Source organism: Geodermatophilus sp. CPCC 206100, from assembly GCF_048569675.1.
Classification (GTDB): Bacteria; Actinomycetota; Actinomycetes; order Mycobacteriales; family Geodermatophilaceae; genus Geodermatophilus.
In genome coordinates this window covers 112,948-133,744 of sequence record NZ_JAQISV010000008.1, presented here as the reverse complement: position 1 = coordinate 133,744, position 20,797 = coordinate 112,948, and the positions used below count along the sequence as shown (strand labels likewise).

Genomic DNA, 20,797 nt, shown 5'->3' with positions numbered 1-20,797 from the left:
CCTCGTTCCCGCCGAGCGCGGACCGCCGCCGTCCGTATCCTGGACGGGGTGACCGTCGCACCCGCACCGAGCGTCCACCTCGACGACACCTTCGCCCGGGAGCTGCCGGAGCTCGCCCTCCCGTGGCAGGCCGACCAGGCACCGGACCCGCGCCTGCTCGTGCTCGACGACGCGCTGGCCGTCGAGCTGGGCCTGGACCCCGACTGGCTGCGCAGTGACGAGGGCGTGCGGCTGCTGGTGGGCACCGCCGTGCCCGACGGGGCGACCCCCGTCGCGCAGGCCTACGCGGGGCACCAGTTCGGCTGGTACTCGCCGCGGCTGGGCGACGGGCGAGCGCTGCTGCTCGGTGAGCTGCGCGGGCCCGACGGCCGGCCGCGCGACCTGCACCTCAAGGGGTCGGGGCGCACGCCGTTCTCCCGCGGTGGTGACGGGCTGGCCGTCGTCGGGCCCATGCTGCGCGAGGTCGTGGTGAGCCGGGCGATGCACGCCCTCGACATCCCCACCACCCGCTCGCTCGCCGTCGTCGCGACCGGACGCCCGGTGCGCCGGGAGACCGTGCAGCCGGGGGCGGTGCTCGCCCGCGTCGCCGCCAGCCACCTGCGGGTCGGCACGTTCCAGTACACCCGGGCCACCGGCGACGTCGACCTCCTGCGCCGGCTCGCCGACCACGCGATCGCCCGGCACCACCCCGACGCCGCCCAGGCCGAGCAGCCCTACCTCGCGCTGTTCGAGGCGGTGGTCGCGGCGCAGGCGGAGCTGGTGGCCCGCTGGATGCTGGTCGGCTTCGTCCACGGGGTCATGAACACCGACAACACGACGATCTCCGGCGAGACGATCGACTACGGGCCCTGCGCCTTCCTCGACGCCTTCGACCCCGCCACGGTCTACAGCTCGGTCGACGAGGGCGGGCGCTACGCCTACGGCAACCAGCCGGCGGCCGTGGAGTGGAACCTGGCCCGGTTCGCCGAGGCCCTCCTCCCGCTGCTGCACGACGACCAGGAGCAGGCGGTGGCCCTCGCGGTGGCGGCGCTGGGCGGGTTCCGTCCCCGGTACGACGAGGCCTGGGCGGCCGGGATGCGCGCCAAGCTCGGCCTGCCCGAGGGCCTGGACGACGGCGTGGTCGCGGCCCTGGCCGACGACTGGCTGACCCTGCTCCGGAACGACCGCGTCGACCTCACGTCGTCCTTCCGCGCCCTCGGTGCCGCGGCCCGCGGGGACGTCGACCGCGCGCGCAACCTGTTCCTCGACCTGGCCGGGTTCGACGCCTGGGTGCAGCGGTGGCGGGCGGCCGGGCCGGACCCCGAGCGGATGGACCGGGCCAACCCCGTCTACGTCCCCCGCAACCACCTCGTCGAGGAGGCCCTCACCGCGGCGACCGACGGCGACCTGGCGCCGCTGCACCGGCTGCTCGAGGTGCTGGCCCGGCCGTTCGACGAGCGCCCGGGGCTCGAGCGCTACGCGGCTCCCGGGCCGGCCGGTCCCTACCGGACGTTCTGCGGCACCTGAGCCGGCGGGGCTGCCGTCTTCCGGGCTGAGGCCAACCGGGCCGCGTAGCGGTCGCGGAGGAGGCCGACGAGCGGGCCCAGCCCCGGCGGCGGGCTGTCGGCCCACCAGGCCAGCCACACCGGGACCGGCGGGGCGTCGCGCACCCGGCGGTAGACGACGCCCGGACGGGGGTGCTGCACCGCGGTGCCCTCCGCCGTGAGGCCGACGGCCTGACCGGCCGCGATGAGGGTCAGCCACTCGTCGACGCCGCGGACGGCGCGCGTCGCCGCCGGGGCGGTCGGCGGGGACCACAGCTCGGAGGTCGTCGTCCCGGTCAGGCCGTCGACGGCGACCGTGCGGCCGGCGAAGTCGGCGAGGCGCACCGAGCGCCGCCGGGCAAGGGGGTCGTCGGCGGCGAGGGCCGCGTAGCGCTGCTCGGTGCCCAGGAGGGCGGTTCCCAGGCGGGGGTCCTCGACGGTGCGGCGGAGCACGCAGACGTCGGCGCTGCCCTCGGTCAGGCCCGCGGTCGGGGTGTTGGACTGGACGAAGACCAGCGCCGACCCGGGGTGGTCGGCGGCCCAGTGCCGTTGGACGGCGGTGGTGTGCCGGCCGAGGGCGGCCCAGGCGTAGCCGACCCGCAGCTCGCCGCGGGCCTGCTCGGCGGCACGCTGCATCGCGGCGACCTCCTCGAGGACCCGGCGGGCGTGCCCGACGACGCTCGTCCCCACGGTCGTCAGGGCCAGCTCGCGGGTGGTGCGCCGGAGGACGCGGGCGCCCAGCGCGCGCTCCAGGGCGGCCACCGTCCGGGAGACCGACGCCTGCGACGTGTGCAGGACGGCCGCGGCGCCGGTGAAGGTGCCGGCGTCCACGACGGCGAGGAGGGTGCGCAGCTGCCGCACCTCGGGATCCATACGGCAACCGTATCGATGGTCCCGTGATCGGCATTTCCCTCGGACGCCGGCCGTGCTGATACTCGGCCAGGTGGTGGGGGAGGAGAGCCGGCCGGTCCGGCCGGTGCGCGGGATGGCGACCATGTCCGGCAGCGCGCTGAGCAACCAGCTCGGTGCGGCGGTCGGGGCCTCGGCCTTCGACGCCGTGGGACCGGCCGGCGTGGTGGCGGTGCGCCAGTGGGTGGCGGCCGCGGTGCTCGTGCCGCTGGCCCGCCCGTCCCTGCGTCGGATGACGTGGCCGCAGTGGTGGCCGGTGCTCCTGCTGGCGGTCGTGTTCGCGGTGATGAACCTGTCGCTGTACACGGCGATCGACCGCATCGGGCTGGGCTTGGCCGTGACCCTGGAGTTCCTGGGCCCGCTGGGCGTGGCGCTGGCCGGATCGCGGTCCCGGCGCGACCTGCTGATCGCCCTGGTCGCCGCCGGTGGTGTCTACGTCCTGGTCCTGCCCGGGTCGTCGAGCGACCTGCCGGGGCTCAGCGCGGGCGTGCTCGCGGGGGCCTGCTGGGCCGCCTACATCGTCCTCAACCGGGTCGTCGGAGCCCGCCTGCCCGGACTCCAGGGGCCGGCCGTCGCGACCTCGCTGTGCGCGGTCGCCCACCTGCCCGTCCTGCTGGTGCTGGGCGCGCAGGGGCGGCTCACCGGGGCGCCGCTGCTGTACGCCGTCGCCGCGGGGGTGCTGTCGTCGGCGGTGCCGTACGCCGCCGACCTCGCGGCGCTCCGTCACGTGCCGCCGAGGTTCTTCGGGGTGTTCATGAGCGTCCACCCCGTGCTGGCCGCGATCGTCGGCACGGTCGTCCTGAGCCAGGTCCTCGTGCTGCGCGAGTGGGTCGGCATCGCCGTGGTGGTGCTCTCCAACGCCGCAGCCGTCGCCTTCCGGCGTCCGACTGCCCCTGATCCGGCCGATCCGGCCCCCGGGCCGGCGCTGGGGGTGCGTCCGACGGCGGGGGCCGTCGCGAACTCGTCCTGAGGAACGTGCCGCCGCGTCCTCCCACACGTGCACACCCGTGCGCGCCGGGGCGCACGGGTGTGCGAGATCGCGGTGGCTCAGGCTGCGGTGGCGAGGCGTTCGGGTGGGAGGAGGATCTCGGTGCCGTCGGGTCGCCAGGTGCGCCGGTCCGCCGCTCAGGCGCCGCCGGCGACCGCCTCGTCCCACGGCACGCCGTCAGCGACCATCCGCCGGTAGGGCAGCAGTGCGCGCGTCGCGCCGAACCCCACGGCGGCGGACAGCCGGCCGGCGTCGCCGGTGAGCGCGACGAAGGCGCCGTCGAGGTCGCCGTGCACGACCCGGACCTCGTCGCTCGGCCGCACCCGCCCGACCACCTGCAACCGCGCGCCCAGTTGGTCGCTCCACACGTAGGGGACGGCGTCGTGCACGGTCGGCGTCCCGGTCAGGTTGGCCGCGACCACGCCGGCGGTCTCCACGGCGTTGGTCCAGTGCTCCACGCGGACGTCCTCCCCGTAGCGCGGGTGGTGCCAGCGGGCGAGGTCGCCGACGGCGAAGACGTCCTCGGCGCCGCGGGCGGCGAGCCGCTCGTCGCAGACGACGCCGTCCCGCAGGTCCAGCCCCGAGCCCGCGAGCCAGTCGGTCGCCGGCACCGTCCCCAGGCCGAGCACGACGACGTCGGCGGGCAGGACGGAGCCGTCGGTCAGCGTGACCCCCGTGACCCGCTCGTCGCCCCCCTCGACCGACGCCACGGACGCGCCCAGTCGGACGTCGACTCCGGCGGCGGCGTGCCGCCGGGTCACGGCGGTGCCCAACTCGGGTCCCAGGCCGCGCACCAGCAGCGCGGGCAGTGGCTCGACCAGGGTCACCGGGCAGCCGGTGTGGTGCAGGGTCCAGGCGACCTCCGTGCCGATGAAGCCGCCGCCCACCACGACCACGCGCCGGCCGGGGAGCGCGGCGGCCCGGATCGCCACCGCGTCCGACGCCGTCCGGAGCAGGTGGACGCCGGGCCGGGGCTCCAGGCCCGGGAGCGTCCGGGCCGTCGATCCCGTGGCGAGGACGAGGGCGTCGTAGGACAGCTCGTCGCCGCCGTGCAGGACGACGGCGCGGCGCCCGAGGTCCAGGTCGGTGGCGCGGGCGGTCACGAGCCGCACGTCCAGCTCCGCCAGGGCCTCGGGGGAGGCCAGCGGAGCGGGCGCCGCGGCCGGGTCGGCGAGCACCTCCTTGCTCAGGGGCGGGCGGTCGGCAGCCACGCCGTCGGGGGAGCCGGGCTCCTCCCCGACGAGGACCACCTCGGCGTCGCTGCCCCGGCGCCGCAGGCCCTGGACCGTCCGGACGCCGGCCAGCGACGCCCCCACCACGACGATCCGCACCGCGGCCTCAGCGCTCCGTCGCGACGACGGCGTCGGCGGCTCCCCACGGGGTCACCGGGCCGGTGCGGTCGGCGTACCGCTCCGGGAGGTCGTCGACGATGTCCCAGGTCGCCGACAGCCGCCCGAAGCCGACGAACACGGCCAGGTGCACGCCGAGCTCGACGACCTCCGGCTCGCTGAAGTGGCGCCGGAGCCGGTCGAACACCGCGTCGTCCACGGCCAGGTGGTCGGTGGCGACCAGGTCGGCGTAGTGCAGCGCGGCCTTCTCGGCCGGGGTGAGGTCGGGGGCCTCCTCGGGCCGCTCCAGCGAGCAGACCAGTTCCTCGGTGACCCCGTCGTCCACGCCGCTGGCCTGCCGCAGCGCCATGCAGCTGCGGCACTGGTTGTGGAAGGCCACCCGCAGCCGGACCAGCTCCACCAGCCGGGCCGGCAGGCACGACGCCGCGGTCAGCTCCCGCCGGAACGCCAGGAACGCGGTGGTGAGGTCGGGCCGCTGGGCGAGGACGCGGAGCAGGCCCAGCCCCTGGGGGTCGGCGAGGGCGCCGGGCCCCAGCTCGGCCTGCACCGAGGGGGCGAAGGCCTGCGGCTCGACCGCGGCCAACCGTGCCATGCGGACCTCCCGGCGTCGGTGGGCTCAGGCGCCCAGGACGTGCAGCATCGACAGGACCGTAGTGTGCACCGGCGCCGGCACCCCGCCGGCGGCCGCGAGGTCGGCCACGGCGCCGGCCATGGCCGACAGCTCCGTGCGCCGCCCGGCCATGACGTCGCTGCACATCGACGTGTGGTGCTCCCCGGTCCCCTCGAAGACCCGGCTGGCGTGCGCCCAGGCGGCGTCGCGGTCCAGCGCGACGCCCTGGGTCCGCGCGACCGCCACCACCTCGTCGAACATCCGCTCCACCAGGGCCCGGCCCTCCGGGTGCCCCCAGACGGTCCCCACCGTCGCCCGCAGCACGGAGCTGACCGGGCTCATGACCGCCATGGCCAGCTTCCCCCAGATCGCGACGTCGACGGGGCGCGCGTGCACCGCGGGGAGGCCCGCCGCGTCCAGGGCGGCCACGACGTCGTCCGCCCGGTCCCCGGCCTGCGCCTGCCCCGAGGCGCCGACGTGGGTCAGGGACCGCCGCTCGGCGGTGGACCCGGTGATGCTGATCGTGCCGGGGGACCGCACGGTGGCGCCCACCGTCGTCACGCCGACGAGGGCCCGCCGGCCGCCCACCGCCCCCGCGAGGACGGCGTCGTTGCCCAGCCCGTTCTGCAGGCTCACCGCCACGCCGCCCGGGGCGAGCGCGGGGGCGGCGGCGGTGACGGCCGCGGCGGAGTCGTAGGTCTTGGTGAGGACGACGAGCACGTCGACCGACCCGGGCGACAGGTCGGCCGCGGTGACCGCCACCGGGACGGCCACCTGCCAGGCGTCGTCCCCGGGCGGGACCACCCGCAGCCCCCGGTCGGCCACGGCGCGGACGTGCTCGCCGCCCCGCCCGACCAGGACGACGTCGGTGCCGGCCCGCGCGAGGAACGCGGCGAACGCCGAGCCCATGCCACCCGCGCCGACCACGGCGATGCGCCCGACCACGTGGCCTCCTGCGGTGTCTGCCGACGATTCGTAGTGAAGACCCTAGCGACGAAAAGTGTGACCTTCTACACTCCCGGCAGTGGTCGTGCCGGCGACCGACCGGCAGCCGCGGAGGAGCCCTGATGAGCCTGGTCCAGGACGTCGCCGCCACCCGCGTGGTCTCCGAGAGCGACCCGCGGTTCCAGATCGCCGCGGCGCGGCGGATCCTGCACCGCGAGGGCCTCGACAGCCAGGTCGGCGGGCACGTGAGCCTCCGGGTGCCGGGGGAGGACGCCTTCCTCGTCACGCCGTTCCAGTACTTCGACGAGACGCTCCCCGAGCACGTCAGCAAGGTCGGCTTCGACATGCAGGTCCGCGAGCCGGGCACCCTGCCGGCGTCGGTCGGGATCACCTTCCACGCGTCGATCTACCAGGCCCGCCCGGACGTCAACTGCGTGATCCACACCCACGCGAAGAACATGGCGGTGCTGTCGACGACCGACGTCCCCTTCGGCGTCTACTACGACTACGCGGCGCTGTTCCTCGACGAGGTCGTCGCGTGGAAGGACGACCCCGACCTGGTGCCCAGCGAGGAGGGCGAGATGATGGCGCGCGCCCTCGGCCCGCGCCGCGCCCTGCTCATGGGCCACCACGGCTCGCTGCACGTCGGGGACTCCCTCGAGCACACGACCATCGAGGCCCTGCTCATGGAGCTGTGCGCCGGGTACCAGCTCGCGGCCATGGCCGTGGGCGGCAAGCCCCTCGACGAGCACACGGCCCGCAGCTACCGCAACGCCTACCTCAAGTACGGCTTCCGCGAGCAGATGTGGCTGGCGAACTACCGGCGCCTGCTGCGCAGCGACCCCGACCTGTTCGCGACGCTGGCCCGCGACTGACCCGGCTCGGGCCGGACCCGGCGGCACGCGGGCACGTGCGCGGCAGGAGGAGCGCGGTCACCGTCGCCGACCTGCGCGAGCAGGCGCGGCGGCGGCTGCCGCGGATGGTGTTCGACTTCGTCGACGGCGGCGCCGAGGACGAGGCGACGGTCCGGGAGAACCGCCGGGCCTTCGCCGACGTCGCGCTGCGCCCCCGCGTGCTGGTCGACGTGAGCACGCGGCCCCAGGGGGTCCGCGTGCTGGGCCAGGACCTGGCGCTGCCGGTGGTCCTCGGACCCACCGGGCTGGCCCGCATGGTCGACCCCGCGGGTGAGGCCGCGGCGGCCGTGGCCGCCGAGCGGTTCGGCACCGTGTCGGTGGTGAGCTCCGGCTCCAGCGTGTCGTTCGAGGACGTCGCCGCGGCCGTGCGGGTGCCGCAGTGGTTCCAGCTGTACCCGTGGGGCGACCGGGCCACGATCGAGGCCCTCATCGACCGCGCCCGCGCCTGCCGGTACCGGACGATGGTGGTGACCGTCGACGTCCCGGTGGTGGGCGCCCGGGAGAAGGACCTGCGGAACGGGCTGACCGTCCCCCCGCGGGTGAGCCCCCGCACCGGGTGGGACGTGCTCAGCCACCCGCGCTGGCTGGCCGGGCTGCTGACCTCGCCCAAGGTCACCTTCGCCAACTTCACCGGGCTGCTGCCCGACGCCCGGGGGACCAGCGGCCTCGCCGCGGCCACCCAGGGGCTGCTCAACCCCGGCCACACCTGGGACGACCTCGCGTGGATGGTCGCGCAGTGGGACGGGCCGGTGCTGCTCAAGGGCGTCATGACCGCCGAGGACGCGCGCCGGGCGGTCGACGTCGGCTGCGCCGGGGTGGCGGTGTCCAATCACGGCGGCCGGCAGGCGGACTCCCTGCCGGGGGCCCTCGACGTCCTCGGCGAGGTCGTCGACGCGGTCGGCGAGCAGGTCGACGTCCTCCTCGACGGCGGCGTGCGCCGCGGCACCGACGTCGTCAAGGCGCTGGCCCTCGGCGCCCGGGCCTGTCTCGTCGGGCGGCCGTGGCTCTACGCGCTCGCCGCCGGGGGACCGCGGGGGGTCGAGCGCCTGCTCGAGGTGCTGCGGGACGAGGTCGACCGCACGCTGGCGCTCCTCGGCCGGCCGGGCGTGCACACCCTCGACCCGTCGGCGGTCTGCGTCCGCCCCGGACGGGGCTGGGTGCCGGCCGGGAAGCCGAGCTAGCGGCGGGGGCGGGCCGCCGCTGGGCGCCCCGCCCCCGCCGGCGGCTCACTGCGGTGCCGCGACCTCCCGGTGCCAGGCCCGCGAGGCGGCCCGCTCGGCCAGGTCGAACCGGTAGAGCTCGCAGGCGTTGCGCCAGGTGAGCTTCTCGATGACCGGCTCGGACAGGAACCCGAGCTGCCGGTGCATGTACTCCTGGGTGTCCGGCCAGGTGGAGTCCGCGTGCGGGAAGTCGCACTCCACCGTCACGCGGTCCTCCCCGATGCGGTCCAGCATCTCGAAGCCGGCCGCGTCGTCGAGCGCGCAGAACCAGAAGTTGCGCCGCAGCACGTCGTTGGGGTGCATCTCCTCGTCGGTCCAGCCCCCGGTGAAGTCGCGGTAGCGGAAGCAGTGCTCCACCCGGTCGAGCAGCGAGGGCACCCAGCCGATGCCGCCCTCGGAGATGGCGATGCGCAGCCCGGGGAAGCGGAGGGCCACCTTGGAGAACAGCCAGTCCGCCGTCGTGATGATCGAGCCGACGAAGAACAGGGACGTCGTCACCTCCGGCGGCGCGTCCGAGGAGCCGCCGACCAGCGCCGACGCGGAGCCCACGTGCAGCGACAGCGTCGTGTCGGTCTCCTCGCAGGCCCGCAGGACCGGGTCCCAGTAGCCGGTGTGGATGCTGGGCAGCCGGAGCCGCTCGGGGATCTCCGGGAACGACAGCGACCGGAACCCCCGCTCGGCGTTGCGGCGGATCTCCGCGGCGGCGATCTCCGGGTCCCGCAGCCAGGTGATCTGCTGGGGGATGAACCGCTCGGGGTCGGCGCCGCACCAGGACTCCAGGTGCCAGTCGTTCCAGGCGCGCATCGCGGCCAGCCCGAGCTCGGGGTCCTTGGTCTCGGCGAACCGGGCGCCGGCGAACCCGGCCACCATCGACGGGAAGCACAGCGAGGCCCAGACCCCGGCGACGTCCATGTCGGCCAGGCGGGCGTGCGGGTCCCAGGAGCCGCGGCGCATGTGCTCGAAGCGGGTCGGCTCCATCGAGTACTCCGACGGCGGGCGGCCGGCCACGGCGTTGGTGCCGGCGTTGGGGATGACCCGGTCCTCCATCACCCAGACCTGGCCGCCGTCCTGCTCGACCACCCGGGGGCCCTGCTCGACGAAGCGCTGCGGCAGGCGGCCCTCGAAGGTGTCCGGGGGCTCCACGAGGTGGTCGTCGACCGAGACGATCGTGTAGCGGCGTGGCCGCGGTTCGGGTTCGGGCAGGAAGGTGACCGTCGAGCTCCGCGACGCCCCGATGGACAGGCCTTCGAGTGTGGTCATGGCTCCTCCGAGTTCCAGGACGGACCGGGGTGGGGAGTGCCGGGCTCGTGTGAGGCCGGTCACGCGACCGTAGGAGGCGGCGGAAAGCGGGTCAAGCACCCGTCGTCAGGCGGCTGACGACGGATGGTCGGCCGACGGGCCGCGGCCCCGCGCACCGCCGTGGACGCCCGTAGCCCACCGCCGGGAGGTGCCCCGTCCCCGTCGCCGGATCGTTATGCCGCCGAGCGTCGCTAGTTCATTGACCACGGAATCGGCGCGCTTCTATCCTGCGGCGACCTGTGACGGCGATCACCGGACCAGTCCCCCTGGAGGCCAGCCATGTCCCGTCGGAACCGACTCCTCAGCGCGGCGGCGCTGGCGCTGCTCACCGTGACGGCGTGCGGCAACGTCGCCAGTGACGACGGGGGAGGGGGCGGCGGGTCCGGGGGCGAGGCGCCGCCGGGCATCAGCGACGAGACCATCACGCTGGGCGCGACGCTGCCCCTGACCGGGACGGCCGCGGTCGCCGGGCAGGGCCTCGAGGCCGGCCTGCGGATCGCCGCGGACAAGATCAACGAGGCGGGCGGGATCGGCGGCCGGCAGGTGGAGCTGGTCCTGCTGGACGACGGGTTCACCCCCGACCGGGTGGTCACCAACGTCCGCCGCCTGGTCTCGCAGGAGAACGTCTACGCGCTGGTCGCGCCGGCCGGCTCGCAGGGCCTGCCCGGCGCCTGGCCGTTCATCGCCGAGAACGGGACGCCGGTGTGGGGGCCGGTCTCCCCGTCGGACCCGCAGCAGCAGGAGGTCTACCTCCTCGGGCCGACGCGGACGACGCAGGACCAGGTCGCGATCGACTACTTCGCGGCGCAGGGGGCCACCCGGCTCGCGGTCATCCAGCAGGACAACGACCTGGGCCTGTCGGCCGAGGAGGCGCTGGACCTGCAGCTGTCCAAGCACCCCGAGATGGAGCTGGTCGCCCAGGAGGTCACCCAGACCGGCGGTACGGACGTCTCCTCCGCGGTCAACAACGTCGTCGCCGCCAACCCCGACGCCGTCCTGCTGGCGACCGACAACACCCAGGTGGCCCTGGTGCTCCAGCAGCTGCGCAGCCGCGGCGTCACCGTGCCGGTCTTCGCCGACCAGGGCGGCGCCGGCACCGGCGGCCCGAGCGCGGTCGGCCCGGCGGGGGCGGCGGCCGAGGGCTTCATCGGCGGCCTGCAGGTGAACCTCACGACGGCCGAGGCCGAGCAGGTCGCCGAGTGGCGCGAGCTGGCCGAGCAGTACGACGGCGAGCAGGGCACCAGCGGCTTCTCGCTGCAGACCTACAGCTACCTGCTGGCCTTCGCCGAGCTCGTGGAGCGGATGGGCGACGACCTGTCCTACGAGAACTTCCACGCCACCGCGGAGGGTCTCGCCGACGACCCGATCGCGCTGGGCACCGTGCCGGACATCGAGTGCGGGGAGCTGCCCGAGGGGCACACCTGCGTCCAGTCCGCCGGTCTGGCCGTCTACACCAACGGTGCCTGGTCGCTGCTGCAGGACTTCCAGGCCCCCGAGTGACCCGGGGCGGTCCGGCCGGTGCCCGCGCGGGCGCCGGCCGGACCGTCGCTAGCTCATTGACGACGCCTGGACCGCGTCCCTACCATGCGAGCACAGACGTGACGTGGCTCACGGAGGCCGCCATGGCCGGGGAACGCAGGACCCGGGGTGCCGGCCCGTCTCGCGGCCGGTGCCGCACCCCTTCCGCAGCCCGGCGCCCGCCGGCCGCACCCATCCCCGCGGGGAGCCGAGTCCCCGGGAGCGGCTCCCCGACGCCGCCCGGACACCCAGACAGGAAGGGCCCATGCTCCAGTCGATACTGAGCGGCCTCGAGGCGGGTAGCTGGTTCAGCCTGCTCGGGCTGGCCATCGTCGTCGTCATGAAGGCGGCGGACGTGCCCAACTTCGCGATGGCGGAGATCGGGCTCGTCGCGACCTACATCGGGACCTCGCTCGCGGCGGCCGGGGTCGACTTCTGGGTGGCCGTCGTCGTGACCCTGCTCGCCGGGGTCGTGGTGGCGGTGCTCATCGACGTGGGCCTGATGCGCCGCCTCGCCGGGCACGGGCACTTCCCGCTACTGCTCATGACGATCGGGCTGTCGCTCGCGCTCAACGCGCTCATCGGCCGGATCTGGGGTCAGGAGGCCCGGCGCTTCGACGCCCCGTGGTCGGGGTCGTTCGTCAGCATCGGCGGGGTCGACGTGAGCGTCGCGCAGATCGTCACGATCGTCCTCGGCGCCGGAGGTGCGATCGCGATCACCGCCTTCTTCCGCACCTCCCTCGGCGCGCAGATGCGGGCGGTCGCGGAGAACCGGGCGACGGCCCGGCTGGTCGGCGTCCGGGTCGGGCGGGTCTCGGCCATGGCGTGGGCGCTCGGCGGCGCCATCGCGACGCTGGCGGTGATGCTGCAGGCGCAGTCCACGCTGGTCTCCACCCACTCGGCGGCCTCGCTGATCGTGTATGGGTTCGTGGCCGCCACCATGGGCGGCTTCGTCTCCCTCATCGGGACGTTCTTCGGCGGGCTGGCCCTGGGCCTCATCCAGTCGCTGGCCGGCCTGTACATCTCGACCAGCATCGAGTTCGCGGTCGCCCTGCTGGCCGTCGTCCTGGTGCTGCTGGCCCGTCCGTCCGGCTTCACCGCGGGATTGAGGTTGCGCGATGTCTGAGCTGTCCACCCGCCTCGAGGTCGAGCTGGCCGACGAGGCGGGCATCGAGGCGACCGTCGCCACCCCCGTCGAGGCGCCCCGCCGGCGGCGTCCGCTGCTCACCCTCGCCGTCCTCGCCGTCGTGGTGGTGCTGCTCTACGCCCTGCCGTTCGTGGTCAACAGCTACGTGCTGTTCGTGGCCAACCTGACGCTGGTCTACGCCATCGCCACGCTCGGCTTCGACATCCTCATCGGCTGGTCGGGGCAGATCGGGCTGGCCCACGCGGCGCTGTTCGCCGTCGGCGCGTTCGGCAGCACGATCGCGGTCGAACGCGGGCTGCCCTTCCTCGTCACCCTGCCGCTGGTCGCGGTGCTCGCGGCGCTCATGGCCGTGGTCATCGGCTTCCCGGCCATCCGGCTCACCGGGTTCTTCCTCGCCATCGCCACGCTGGCCTTCGGGTTCGTCATCATCGAGGCGCTCACCGCCGCCGACGGGCTCACCGGTGGCGGTGCCGGCAAGGCCGTCGACGTCTGGACGATCCCCGGCATCACCGGGAGCGCGTCGACGTACTTCCTGACCGCGACCATCGCCCTGGTCGCGTTCCTCCTCGCCCGGCGGGCGCTGTTCGGCCGGTTCGGCCGGACGCTGCAGACGGTGCGCCACCTGGGCTCGCTCACCGGCTCGCTCGGCGTCTCGACGCTGCGCTACCGGCTGGTGGCCTTCGGCGTCTCCGGCGGCATCGCCGCGATCGCCGGCGCCCTCTACGCCCAGCTGCAGACGTTCATCTTCCCGGCGATGTTCGACTTCAACCTGCTGGTCCCGTTCCTCGTGATGGTCTTCGTCGGCGGTGCCGGGTCCCTGTACGGGCCGATCGTCGGCGCCGCCTTCGCCGTGGTGCTGGTCGAGGTGTTCCAGGACCTCGGCGACTTCCAGGCGATCGCCTACGGGCTGGCGCTCATGCTGGCGATCACCGTGCTGCGCGGCGGGCTGGTGTCGCTGGGCCGCGAGGCCCGCGACTCCCGCCTGGTGGCCAGACTCACGGGCCGCTCGGCCGCGCGGAAGGGAGCGGTGCGCCGTGGCTGACCCCGACCGGGCGGCGGTCGCCCCCGTCGACCTCGCCGGCATCCGCGTCGCCTTCGGCGGCAACGTCGTCCTGGACGGCGTCGACCTGGCCGTCGGCCGCGGCTTCACCGGGCTCATCGGGCCCAACGGCGCGGGCAAGACGACCTGCCTCAACGTGATCTCCGGCTACCTGCGCCCCGACGGCGGCACGGTCCGGGTGACCGGCGAGGAGGTCACCGGGCGCCCGCCGCACCGGATCGCGGCCCTCGGGGTCTCCCGGACCTTCCAGTCGCCGCGGCTGGTGCCCAACCTCTCCGCGCTGTCGAACGTCATGGTCGGGGCGCACCGCCACTTCCGGCACGGCCACCTCGCCGAGCTGTTCGGCCTCCCCTCGGCCCGGCGGGAGGAGCGGCGGCAGGAGGAGCGCGCCCGCGAGCTGCTGACCACCTTCGGCCTCGGCGACGTCGTCGAGCGGGACGCCGGCTCGTTCCCGATCGGCACCCAGAAGATCATCGAGGTGGCGCGGGCGCTGCTCAACGACCCCGCGGTGGCCCTGCTCGACGAGCCGGCGGCCGGGCTCGGGGCGGAGGACGTCGAGCGCCTGGTCGCCGGGCTCACCGCGTGGGTGACGGCCTCCGACAGCGCCGTCCTGATCATCGAGCACGACCTGGGGCTGATCTCGCGGCTGTGCCCGCAGGTCGCCGTGCTGCACTTCGGCCGGATCATCCAGTTCGGCCGTCCGGACGACGTCCTGCACGACCCCGTGGTCGTCGAGGCCTACCTGGGAGCGGACTTTGCTGTTGACGGTTGACGGGGTCACGGCCGGCTACGGCCGCCTCGAGGTGCTGCACGACGTCTCGCTGCAGGTCGCCGAGGGCGAGATCGTGACCGTCCTGGGCCCGAACGGCACCGGGAAGACCACCCTCCTGCGGCTGCTGTCCGGGGCGCTGCACCCCTGGTCGGGGTCGGTGACCTTCGACGGCACGACGCTGGGCCGCATGGTGTCGGAGCGGCGCGCGGCCCTCGGCCTGTGCCAGCTGCCGGAGGGCCGCGGCATCTTCCAGACGCTCACGGTGGGCGAGAACCTCGACCTCGGCACGGTCAGCGGGCGCGGCTCGGCCGAGGACCGGCGGCGCGACAAGGAGCGGGTGCTGGGCCTGTTCCCCGAGCTGTCCGGCCGGCTGGACGCGCCGGCGGCGTCGCTGTCCGGCGGGCAGCAGCAGATGCTCGCGCTGGGCCGGGCCGTGATGAGCCGGCCGCGGCTGCTCATGGTCGACGAGCTGTCCTTCGGCCTGGCGCCGCGGGTGGTGAGCGACCTGTTCCAGGTCATCCTCGACCTGCGCGAGGGCGGGGTCACCTTCCTCGTCGTCGAGCAGCAGGCGGCCGCCCTGCGGATCTCCGACCGCACCTACGTGCTGCGCAACGGGCGCAACCAGCTCGAGCGTGCCTCGGCGGACCTGCTGCGCTCGGAGGACCTCGTCTCGTCCTACCTGAGGGGCTGAGCGCGGTGCCCGACCCCGCGGGCGAGCTGCACCTGGAGCCGCTGCCCGACCGGCTGCGGCGGCGTGACCCGCCGGTGCCGCCCGACGTGCTGGCGCTGGTGGAGGCCGAGCACGCCCGGTGGCGGACCCTGCACGACCGGCTGGTCGGCCTGATCGCCGCGCTGCTCGACGTGGCCGCCGACGACGGGCGGCCGGTGCGCGAGGTGGTCGACCGGCTGCTGGCCGGCACCCGGGTGTCGCTGGACACGCTCGTCGACGCGCGGATCGACCCGGCGGAGATCGCCGCGCTCCTGCGGGCGCACGGCTCGACCGGCACGGTCACGGCCGAGGACGGCGCCACGGTGTTCCGGCACCGGTGCGGCAGCGGCCAGCGCTACTGGGCCGACCACCCGGAGACGCCGACCGTCGCCGACGGCGAGGTGCCGGGGGTCCCGGGCGGCCGGCCCCGGTACTGCGCCCGCTGCATCGCCACGATCTCCCGCCACGGCGGCGAGCGGTGGCGGGTGGACCCGCCGGCCGACCCGACGGGGCACTGCACGTGGACCGTGGCCGCCGGCGGGTGAGCGCTCAGGTCCCGGCGAGGCCGGCCACCACGGGAGCCAGGGACGCCGCGTCCGAGTCGTAGACGGTCACGTAGGAGAACCCCCACCGCTCGCGGGCCTGCAGCAACCGCTCGGTGACCTGCGCGCGGGGGCCGATCAGGCAGTGCGGGGAGGCGAGCAGCTCCTGCGGGGCGAGGTCCAGGCCGGCCGCCGCGATCCGCCGCGCCGCCACCTCCTCGGGGTCCTCGGTCACCTCGGCCCAGTAGGCGACCAGGTGCAGCTCGGGGGCGGCCGGCCGCCCGGCGGCGGCCGCGCGGACCCAGCCGACCTTCTCGTCGACGGCGTCGGCGAGGGCCGAGCGGGTGGCCTGCGGGCCCACCCGGCCCTCCCGGACGTCGATGTTCACGCTGACCACGTCGGCCAGCCGCCCGGCCAGCCCCAGCACCCGCGGTCGGGCGCCGCCGACCAGCAGCGGAGGCCGGGGCCGCTGCCGGGGGACCGGGACGCTGCGCAGGCCGGTGACGCGGGCGTGCTCGCCGGTCCACGTCACCGGACCGGAGCTGCCGAGCACGGCGTCGAGCAGCTCCAGGGTCTCGGCCAGCCGGTCCACGCGCAGGCCCGGCGGGTCGAACGGCAGCCCGGAGACGGCGTAGTCGGCGGGCATCCAGCCGGCGCCGATGCCGACCTCCAGCCGCCCGTCGCACAGCACGTCGAGGGTCGCCAGCTCCTTGGCCAGCACCGCGGGGTGGCGGAAGTCGTTGTCCAGGACCAGCGTGCCCAGCCGGATCGAGGAGGTCGCCTGGGCGGCGGCGGCCAGCGTGAGCAGCGGCGAGGCGGGGGACCGGTCGAAGTGGTCGCTCACCTGGAACGTGCCGAAGCCGTCGTCCTCGGCCCGGCGGGCGCGGTCCAGCCACTCGGCACGCGTCGCGGCCGGCCGCATCGCCAGGACGCCGAACCGGAGGGGGGTGCTCACCGCGGGGGGCCCGGCCGGTCCAGCACGTCGCCCAGCCGCTCGCGCCAGGTGGCGAGGTCGACGTAGTCCCGCACCTCGGCCAGCAGCCCGCGCGCCGGGTCCACGATGTAGACGCCGTTGCACTCGATGGCGTACTCCCGGCCGTCGATCCAGAACCGGTCGACCCGCTCCAGCCAGGCGCGGTCCCCGTCGGAGGCGGTGCTGACCACGTCCCAGCGGACCCGCTCGCACCGCGCCAGGATGCGGGCGAAGACCGCCCGGATGGCGGCCGGGCCCACCGCGGGCGGGTGCGGCACGTTGGCGTAGCGGGCGTCGACGGTGAAGCAGGCGGCGACCGCGTCGGGGTCCCGGCTCTCGACCGCGCCGAGGAAGCGCCGGACGGCGGCGTCGACGCCGCCGGCGGGTTCCGGCTCGCCCCGCGGCACCCAGACCCAGGCGGTCCCCGGCATCCCCTCGACCACCGTCACGGCCACCGTGCGCGCGGCGATCCGCCACCCCGCGGGGGTCCGCCGCAGCCGGTCGAGGTAGCGCAGGTGCACCCGCGAGCGCGCGCCGTCCCGGTGCTCGTGGGTGGCGGTGACGTAGGTGGTGGCCGCGGCGGTGTCGCCGTCGAGGCGCACCCGGCTCTGACCCAACTGGTGGTGGGTGCGGCGGAACTCGGCCTGCCCGCGGGCGATCCGGGCCTGGACGGCGGCCAGCCCCGACACGGGGCCGCCGCGGCCGGGCCCGTAGTCGGTGGCGCAGTCGGCGGTGAAGACCGCGTCGAGGCCGGCGATGTCGTACTCGTCGACCCGCTCGCAGAAGGCGGCCAGCACGTCGGCGATCGCGGTCCGGTCGCGGAGCTCGGTGGGGGCGGCTGCGGGGTCGACGTCGTCCATGCCACTCCTCGGTGGTGAGACGTGTGCGTGCCGCAGTCGTTACCACACCAACGACTAATGCGACAAGCCGTTGCCTGGACGTCGGACGGTGCCGTAGGAAAGGGCCTGCACGATGTCGGCTGGGTCACACACCGAGGTGGGCACATGGGCGTCGAACTGCGCGGGCTCGAGGGCAAGGTCGTGCTCGTCACGGGAGCCGGACGGGGTCAGGGGGCCAACCACGCGCGGGAGTTCGCCCGCGCCGGGTGCGACGTGGCGGCCGTCGACATCTGCCGGCCCATCGAGGGGCTGTACGACACCGCCTCCGCCGAGGACCTGGCGCTGACGGTCACACAGGTCGAGGAGCACGGCCGCCGGGCGATCGGCCTCACCGCCGACGTCCGGGACGAGGCCGAGGTGCAGGCCGCCGTCGAGGCCGCGCTGCAGGAGTTCGGGCGGATCGACGTGCTGGTCAACAACGCGGGCATGGCCGCGCTGGACACCATCCACGACATGAGCGCGGCGACGCTCGACGCGGTCATCGACACCAACCTCAAGGGGCCGATGCACGTCGCCAAGTTCGTCGTGCCGCAGATGATCGGCCGCCGGGCGGGCAAGATCATCAACATCTCGTCCGCGGTGATCGGCAGCGGGCACGCGATGCTGTCGCACTACGTGGCCAGCAAGCACGGCGTCGTCGGGCTGACCCGGTCCTGGGCCACCGAGCTCGCCGAGTTCAACATCAACGTCAACGCGATCGCCCCGGCGACGATCAAACCGGGTCCCGACCGGCACGGCTCGGGCATGGTCACCGGGCTGTCGGCCGCGATGGGCATGGACCCGGACGAGGCCTTCGAGGTGTTCTCCGCCCAGGGCAACCTGCCCGGGGACCAGTGGCGGGCGCAGGCGCAGGACATCACCGACGCGGTGCTCTTCCTCGCCTCGGACAACGCGCGGATGGTCACCGGCCACGTGCTGCACGTCGACTGCGGCCAGGCGACGCGCTGATGGCGTCGATGGTCGGGGCGACCGTCGTCCGCAAGGAGGACCCCGCCCTCCTCACCGGCCGCGGCCGCTACGTCGACGACATCCAGCTGCCGGGCGCGGTCTCCATGGCCTTCGTCCGCAGCCACCAGGCGCACGCCCGGGTCACCGCCATCGACACGGAGGCCGCGCGGCAGCTGCCCGGCGTCCTCGGGGTCTGGACGGCCGCCGACCTCGAGGGGCTGCCCAGCACCCGGTCCATCCCGGGGATGGAGCGGCCGTGCCTGGCGTCGGACACGGTCCGCTTCGTCGGGGAGCCGCTCGCCGTCGTCGTCGCGCAGGACCGGTACCGGGCGGCGGACGCCGCGGCCGCCGTGGTCGTGGACTACGAGCCGCTGCCCGTGCTGGCCACCATCGAGGAGGCCATGGCCGAGGGCGCGGCGCCGATCGTGCCCGGGCAGGCGAGCAACGTCGTCATGGACCAGCCCATGACCGAGGACGACGCCGAGGCCGAGCTGGCCGCCGCCCCGCACCGCACCAGCCTGCGGATCCGCAACCAGCGCCTGGCCGCCGTCCCGATCGAGCCCGGCGGCTGCGTCGCCAGCTGGGACAGCACCGGCCTGACGCTGTACGCGACGGTGCAGGCACCCCACCCGGTGCGCAACGAGCTGGCGGTGATGTTCGGTCTGCCGCAGCACGAGGTGCGCGTGGTCGCCCCGGACGTCGGCGGCGGCTTCGGGGCGAAGGCCAGCTTCTACCCCGAGTTCATCCTCACCGCCGAGCTGTCGCGGCGGCTCGGCCGCCCGGTCAAGTTCGTCGAGACCCGCAGCGAGAACCTCGTCTCGATGACCCACGGCCGGGCGCAGCTGCAGGACATCGACGTCGGCTTCGACGACGAGGGCCGGCTGCTGGCGATGCGGGTGGCGATCGTGCAGGACTGCGGCGCCTGGCCGGACGCCACCGGAGCGGGGCTGCCGACGCTCACCATCTTCATGTCCGGTGGCTGCTACAAGGTGGGGAAGATCGCGGCGTCGTTCCGCAGCGTCACGACCAACACCACGCCCGTCGCGGCCTACCGGGGTGCCGGCCGGCCCGAGGCCGCCTACCTCATCGAGCGGGTCATCGACGTGGTCGCCGACGAACTCGGCCGCGACCCGGTCGACGTGCGCCGGGTGAACCTCATCCAGCCCGGGGAGATGCCCTTCGCGACCCAGTGGCCGGGGATCGTCTACGACGAGAGCGACTACCCGCGGCTCCTGGACACCCTGCTCGAGCACCTGGACTACGACGCGCTCAAGCGCGAGGCCGAGGAGCGCCGCCGCGATCGGCAGCGGCCGCTGCTGGGCATCGGCTTCTCCACCTTCGTCGAGATGGGCGGCTTCGGCCCGACGCCGCTGTTCGAGCAGTTCGGCTACATCGGTGGGTGGGAGTCCTCCACCGTGCGGATGAACCCGGACGGCTCGGTGGTGGTCTCGGTCGGGACCAGCCCGCACGGCCAGGGACACGAGACCGCCTTCGCCCAGATCGCCTCCGACGCGCTCGGCGGGATCCCGATGGAGCGGATCACCGTGCGCCACGGCGACACCCAGACCATCCAGGAGGGCATCGGCACCATGGGCAGCCGGGCGATCCCGGTCTGCGGCCCCGCCGTGCAGCGCTCCAGCGACAAGGTCCGCCAGAAGCTCCTGCAGATCGCCGCCCACCTGCTCGAGGCCAGCGAGGACGACATCGAGCAGGACGGCGAGCGGTTCGCCGTCCGCGGCACGCCCGGCGCCGAGGTCGCCCTCGCCGACGTCGCGCTCACCGCCTACAAGCCGCACAAGCTGCCCGAGGGGATGGAGATCGGGCTGCAGGTCATGGACTACTACGAGCCGACCAACCTCAGCTACCCCAGCGGAGCGCACGCCTGCGTGGTCGAGGTGGACCGCGCGACCGGCCGTGTGGGGGTGCTGCGCTACGTGGCCGTCGACGACTGCGGCACGGTCATCAACCCGCTGACCGCACGCGGCCAGGTGGAGGGCGGGCTCGCGCAGGGCATCGCGCAGGCGCTCCTGGAGGAGGTCGTCTACGACGGCGAGGGGCAGCCGGTCACGTCCTCCCTCATCGACTACCAGGTGCCGGGCGCGCCCGACGTCCCCGGCATGGAGACCCACCACATCGAGGTCAAGAGCAGCTTCAACCCGCTGGGAGCCAAGGGCCTGGGCGAGTCCGGGGCGACCGCGGCACCGCAGGCGGTGGTCAACGCCGTGGTGGACGCGCTGTCGCACCTCGGCGTCCGCAACCTCGACATGCCGTTGACCCCGTTCCGGGTCTGGACGGCGATGCGCGCCGCCGAGGAGGGCCGCCCCGCCCCGGCGCCCGACGGGTCGGCGCCACCGCCCGAGGCGATGCGGCCCGACGCGGACGCGCCCCCACCCCCGGAGGGCATGCCGACACCGCCGGCGGACGGCGACGACACCTGGAAGGTGACCCCGTGAGTGAGCATCGCAGCGAGCG

General features: G+C 74.9%; 18 protein-coding genes and 1 pseudogene. 12 read left to right on the top strand and 7 right to left on the bottom strand.

Going from position 1 to position 20,797, the window contains the following annotated elements:
• Positions 1-48: 48 nt before the first annotated feature.
• Positions 49-1,506, top strand: coding sequence for a protein adenylyltransferase SelO (locus PGN05_RS04755; RefSeq protein ID WP_419751375.1), 1,458 nt, complete (start codon positions 49-51; stop codon positions 1,504-1,506).
• Here PGN05_RS04755 and PGN05_RS04750 read toward each other — a convergent pair.
• Positions 1,482-2,396 carry a LysR family transcriptional regulator gene (locus tag PGN05_RS04750; RefSeq protein WP_419751374.1) on the bottom strand — a complete coding sequence of 305 codons (915 nt, stop codon included), beginning with the start codon at positions 2,394-2,396 and terminating at the stop codon, positions 1,482-1,484. The two genes, PGN05_RS04755 and PGN05_RS04750, sit on opposite strands and share 25 nt — an antisense overlap.
• A gap of 52 nt (positions 2,397-2,448) precedes the next feature.
• Here PGN05_RS04750 and PGN05_RS04745 point away from each other — a divergent pair, with 52 nt between their 5' ends.
• Complete coding sequence (locus tag PGN05_RS04745; RefSeq protein WP_419751373.1) at positions 2,449-3,402, top strand: EamA family transporter; 954 nt, start codon at positions 2,449-2,451, stop codon at positions 3,400-3,402.
• Between the two features lie 155 nt (positions 3,403-3,557).
• Here the strand turns inward: PGN05_RS04745 and PGN05_RS04740 are convergent, their stop codons facing one another.
• Genes PGN05_RS04740 through PGN05_RS04730 form a run of 3 tightly spaced genes read right to left on the bottom strand, consistent with a single transcriptional unit; the run spans position 3,558 to position 6,324 of the window.
• Complete coding sequence (locus tag PGN05_RS04740) at positions 3,558-4,751, bottom strand: NAD(P)/FAD-dependent oxidoreductase (RefSeq protein ID WP_419751372.1); 1,194 nt, start codon at positions 4,749-4,751, stop codon at positions 3,558-3,560.
• 7 nt (positions 4,752-4,758) lie between these two features.
• Positions 4,759-5,361, bottom strand: a complete 603-nt coding sequence (locus PGN05_RS04735) for a carboxymuconolactone decarboxylase family protein (protein ID WP_419751371.1) — start codon at positions 5,359-5,361, stop codon at positions 4,759-4,761.
• Between the two features lie 24 nt (positions 5,362-5,385).
• Positions 5,386-6,324 carry a ketopantoate reductase family protein gene (locus tag PGN05_RS04730; protein ID WP_419751370.1) on the bottom strand — a complete coding sequence of 313 codons (939 nt, stop codon included), beginning with the start codon at positions 6,322-6,324 and terminating at the stop codon, positions 5,386-5,388.
• 122 nt (positions 6,325-6,446) lie between these two features.
• Here PGN05_RS04730 and PGN05_RS04725 point away from each other — a divergent pair, with 122 nt between their 5' ends.
• Positions 6,447-7,199 (top strand): class II aldolase/adducin family protein, encoded by a 753-nt coding sequence (locus PGN05_RS04725; RefSeq protein WP_419751369.1) that lies wholly within the window; start codon positions 6,447-6,449, stop codon positions 7,197-7,199.
• A 35-nt stretch (positions 7,200-7,234) separates the two neighbouring features.
• Positions 7,235-8,419, top strand: coding sequence for an alpha-hydroxy acid oxidase (locus PGN05_RS04720; RefSeq protein WP_419751368.1), 1,185 nt, complete (start codon positions 7,235-7,237; stop codon positions 8,417-8,419).
• A gap of 45 nt (positions 8,420-8,464) precedes the next feature.
• On the opposite strand, the gene PGN05_RS04715 is transcribed toward PGN05_RS04720, so the two are convergent.
• Positions 8,465-9,718, bottom strand: coding sequence for an amidohydrolase family protein (locus PGN05_RS04715; protein WP_419751367.1), 1,254 nt, complete (start codon positions 9,716-9,718; stop codon positions 8,465-8,467).
• 318 nt (positions 9,719-10,036) lie between these two features.
• On the opposite strand from PGN05_RS04715, the gene PGN05_RS04710 reads away from it, so the two are divergent.
• From PGN05_RS04710 to PGN05_RS04685, 6 genes and pseudogenes are all read left to right on the top strand, one after another.
• Positions 10,037-11,257, top strand: a complete 1,221-nt coding sequence (locus tag PGN05_RS04710; RefSeq protein ID WP_419751366.1) for an ABC transporter substrate-binding protein — start codon at positions 10,037-10,039, stop codon at positions 11,255-11,257.
• A 283-nt stretch (positions 11,258-11,540) separates the two neighbouring features.
• A complete protein-coding gene (locus tag PGN05_RS04705; RefSeq protein ID WP_419751365.1) occupies positions 11,541-12,401 on the top strand; it encodes a branched-chain amino acid ABC transporter permease in 861 nt (286 codons plus the stop codon).
• Complete coding sequence (locus PGN05_RS04700) at positions 12,394-13,464, top strand: branched-chain amino acid ABC transporter permease (RefSeq protein WP_419751364.1); 1,071 nt, start codon at positions 12,394-12,396, stop codon at positions 13,462-13,464. The genes PGN05_RS04705 and PGN05_RS04700 overlap by 8 nt, the downstream gene beginning before the upstream one ends.
• On the top strand, positions 13,457-14,254 hold the full coding sequence (locus tag PGN05_RS04695) for an ABC transporter ATP-binding protein (protein ID WP_419751363.1): 798 nt from the start codon (positions 13,457-13,459) through the stop codon (positions 14,252-14,254). Before PGN05_RS04700 ends, PGN05_RS04695 begins: the two co-directional genes overlap by 8 nt.
• A 19-nt stretch (positions 14,255-14,273) precedes the next feature.
• Positions 14,274-14,945: pseudogene (locus PGN05_RS04690) on the top strand (ABC transporter ATP-binding protein); the annotation flags it as partial.
• A gap of 5 nt (positions 14,946-14,950) precedes the next feature.
• Positions 14,951-15,508, top strand: a complete 558-nt coding sequence (locus PGN05_RS04685; RefSeq protein WP_419751362.1) for a hypothetical protein — start codon at positions 14,951-14,953, stop codon at positions 15,506-15,508.
• 4 nt (positions 15,509-15,512) lie between these two features.
• Here PGN05_RS04685 and PGN05_RS04680 read toward each other — a convergent pair whose 3' ends face one another.
• Both PGN05_RS04680 and PGN05_RS04675 read right to left on the bottom strand, forming a co-directional pair.
• Positions 15,513-16,460 (bottom strand): TIGR03621 family F420-dependent LLM class oxidoreductase, encoded by a 948-nt coding sequence (locus PGN05_RS04680; RefSeq protein WP_419751361.1) that lies wholly within the window; start codon positions 16,458-16,460, stop codon positions 15,513-15,515.
• The gene (locus tag PGN05_RS04675; protein ID WP_419751360.1) at positions 16,457-17,338 is read right to left on the bottom strand and encodes a nuclear transport factor 2 family protein; all 882 of its coding nucleotides are present in this window, start codon (positions 17,336-17,338) and stop codon (positions 16,457-16,459) included. The genes PGN05_RS04680 and PGN05_RS04675 overlap by 4 nt, the downstream gene beginning before the upstream one ends.
• A 144-nt stretch (positions 17,339-17,482) precedes the next feature.
• Here PGN05_RS04675 and PGN05_RS04670 point away from each other — a divergent pair, with 144 nt between their 5' ends.
• Entirely contained in the window at positions 17,483-18,325 is an 843-nt protein-coding gene (locus tag PGN05_RS04670) for an SDR family NAD(P)-dependent oxidoreductase (protein WP_419751359.1), read from the top strand.
• The gene (locus tag PGN05_RS04665) at positions 18,325-20,778 is read left to right on the top strand and encodes a xanthine dehydrogenase family protein molybdopterin-binding subunit (RefSeq protein ID WP_419751358.1); all 2,454 of its coding nucleotides are present in this window, start codon (positions 18,325-18,327) and stop codon (positions 20,776-20,778) included. Before PGN05_RS04670 ends, PGN05_RS04665 begins: the two co-directional genes overlap by 1 nt.
• Positions 20,779-20,797 lie beyond the last annotated feature (19 nt).

Excerpts from the sequence above, each read along its gene's own strand:
- PGN05_RS04735 (WP_419751371.1), bottom strand. The coding sequence starts at position 5,361 with ATGGCACGGTTGGCCGCGGTCGAGCCGCAGGCCTTCGCCCCCTCGGTG.
- PGN05_RS04670 (WP_419751359.1), top strand. The coding sequence starts at position 17,483 with ATGGGCGTCGAACTGCGCGGGCTCGAGGGCAAGGTCGTGCTCGTCACG.
- PGN05_RS04750 (WP_419751374.1), bottom strand. The coding sequence starts at position 2,396 with ATGGATCCCGAGGTGCGGCAGCTGCGCACCCTCCTCGCCGTCGTGGAC.
- PGN05_RS04725 (WP_419751369.1), top strand. The coding sequence starts at position 6,447 with ATGAGCCTGGTCCAGGACGTCGCCGCCACCCGCGTGGTCTCCGAGAGC.
- PGN05_RS04675 (WP_419751360.1), bottom strand. The coding sequence starts at position 17,338 with ATGGACGACGTCGACCCCGCAGCCGCCCCCACCGAGCTCCGCGACCGG.
- PGN05_RS04705 (WP_419751365.1), top strand. The coding sequence starts at position 11,541 with ATGCTCCAGTCGATACTGAGCGGCCTCGAGGCGGGTAGCTGGTTCAGC.
- PGN05_RS04715 (WP_419751367.1), bottom strand. The coding sequence starts at position 9,718 with ATGACCACACTCGAAGGCCTGTCCATCGGGGCGTCGCGGAGCTCGACG.
- PGN05_RS04665 (WP_419751358.1), top strand. The coding sequence starts at position 18,325 with ATGGCGTCGATGGTCGGGGCGACCGTCGTCCGCAAGGAGGACCCCGCC.
- PGN05_RS04700 (WP_419751364.1), top strand. The coding sequence starts at position 12,394 with ATGTCTGAGCTGTCCACCCGCCTCGAGGTCGAGCTGGCCGACGAGGCG.
- PGN05_RS04710 (WP_419751366.1), top strand. The coding sequence starts at position 10,037 with ATGTCCCGTCGGAACCGACTCCTCAGCGCGGCGGCGCTGGCGCTGCTC.